Annotated in this window: 2 protein-coding genes; both read right to left on the reverse strand. The window is 56.6% G+C overall.

Annotated features, from left to right (window positions below):
* A partial coding sequence (locus DW796_RS10260; protein ID WP_147338941.1) for a PTS sugar transporter subunit IIC occupies positions 1 to 593 on the reverse strand: 593 nt, incomplete at its 3' end.
* A 225-nt stretch (positions 594 to 818) separates the two neighbouring features.
* Positions 819 to 1,709 (reverse strand): DMT family transporter, encoded by an 891-nt coding sequence (locus DW796_RS10265; RefSeq protein WP_233539728.1) that lies wholly within the window; start codon positions 1,707 to 1,709, stop codon positions 819 to 821.
* Between the last annotated feature and the right edge of the window lie 139 nt (positions 1,710 to 1,848).

Below are 1,848 nucleotides of genomic sequence, written 5' to 3' on the forward strand. Positions count from 1 at the left end.
AGCACCAGGCGGCCGAGCATGGCGAAGCCCATGGCCGGCAGGATGTTGGCGGCAACGCCGCAACCGTCGATGATGAAGGGCGGGATGAAGTCGAGCAGACCCTGAATGGCGTCGGAACCCAGATAGAAGGCGCCGCCGCACAGCAGGAAGTACTCAACGCAACCCCAAATTCCAATTCCCCAATGAACGGCGTAGATGCCTTTGAGGTTTCCCTTGAGGGCGAACTTGTCTGCCATATCGACAAACACAGGGAACAAAGCATTGGTAATGTTGCCGATCGTCAGCGAAAGGACGGCGATGGGCATGGCGAGCGCGATGGCCGTCTCGGTACCCTGACCGAGCTGAATGGCAAACGCGCAGGCGAGCACGCCGCCGACGGTTTCGTTGGGCGGTACGTAGGCGCCGATGGAGATCGAGCCCATGAACAGCAGCTCCAGGCTGGCGCCAACGGCAAGGCCAGTCTGCAGGTCCCCCAGCACCAGGCCCACGAGAGGGCACAGGACGATGGGGCGGAACGCGTAGAGGGTGCCGAGCTGGTAGTCGAGGCATCCAAACGCTCCGACTAAGCCGACGAGGATTGCTTGGACAAGCATAATTCCTCCCAATAAGGAATATCGAACCGTCGTCACTCCCGTCGCGCGCGTTGCTGATATCAATTCCGGGAGTTCGATCACACGGCTCGAAGTGTACCTGGTGTGCTGCTAACACCCATACCAGGTACAAATGATTTGATACCAATTATAAGTATGCAGGTTCTTACTATTTAATACCACTCGCCCAGCGGGGTGTTTTTTACCGTAAACGGCAAACGTATCCCATCAGGCACGTTCCTTGTTTCGGTGGCGGACAAGCGCCACCAGAAAGCCATCGCCAAAGGCATCGGATGCCAAGTTGGCTACAATCACCAAAACGATAATCGCCGCGCCCAAAAACTCGTTCCAGTGAAATACCTCGCCAAAGAGGAGCGCCGACCAGCAGGGAGCGAGCACGACCTCGCTCATGCAGACCAAGTTGGCCGCAAACGCGTTGGTGCGCGCAATCCCTTTGGCATACAGCACGCTCGCAAGACCGCTGCAAAAAAGGCCATGCACCAGCATGAGCCCCCACTCAAAGGGTTTCACGGAGTCTAGGGTGCCGGCAAAATAGACAATCGGCAGCATCGAGATACCGCAGGAGATGAGCGAGGACACCATGGGCGACGCATCGGGGCGAGAGTTCAAAAAGAAACACAGCCCAAAGGTGGCGCCCGAAATGACGGCAAGCAGGTTGCCGAGTATGCCCTCGGCACTCAAATCACCTAAAAAGAAAAGTCCCATACCCGTAAAAGCAACCACCACGGAGGCAATCTTCGCAGGTGAGGGCAACGTGTGTGTTGCGAGCGATTGATACACGATAACGAAAATCATCGAGGTGTACTGCAAAACGATTGCGTTGCCGACCGTCGTGAGCTGGTTGGCAAAGTTAAACGTGGTACCCGTCACGAAGCTGCAGACGGCCACAAGGACAATAAGACGGCTGACGCGGAGGACAGGCCTGCCGACGAGCAGAATAAAGAGCGCCATAAATATTGCCGTGACAGCACCAATCAAAAGAGCTGACTGCGAATTGGCGTGAACGAGGATGCCGATAAAGCTCCACAAGAGCGCCGTGCCAAATAGATACATCGCCCCGCTCACGCCATTATCGGGTGGATTGTCAGATCGAATCACGAAGCACCTCCAGCTAGCTTTCGATAATAAAAAACGGCGACCGCAACGGGTCGCCGTTTCCCTTGGGGGCAGATAATAGGCCGGGCCCTTACGCCAGCACGCCGAAGAACGCGCCGACGATGCCCACGACCATGGTGGC

Origin of the sequence: Collinsella sp. AM31-2AC, from assembly GCF_003469285.1 — a bacterium.
GTDB lineage: Bacteria > Actinomycetota > Coriobacteriia > Coriobacteriales > Coriobacteriaceae > Collinsella > Collinsella aerofaciens_AT.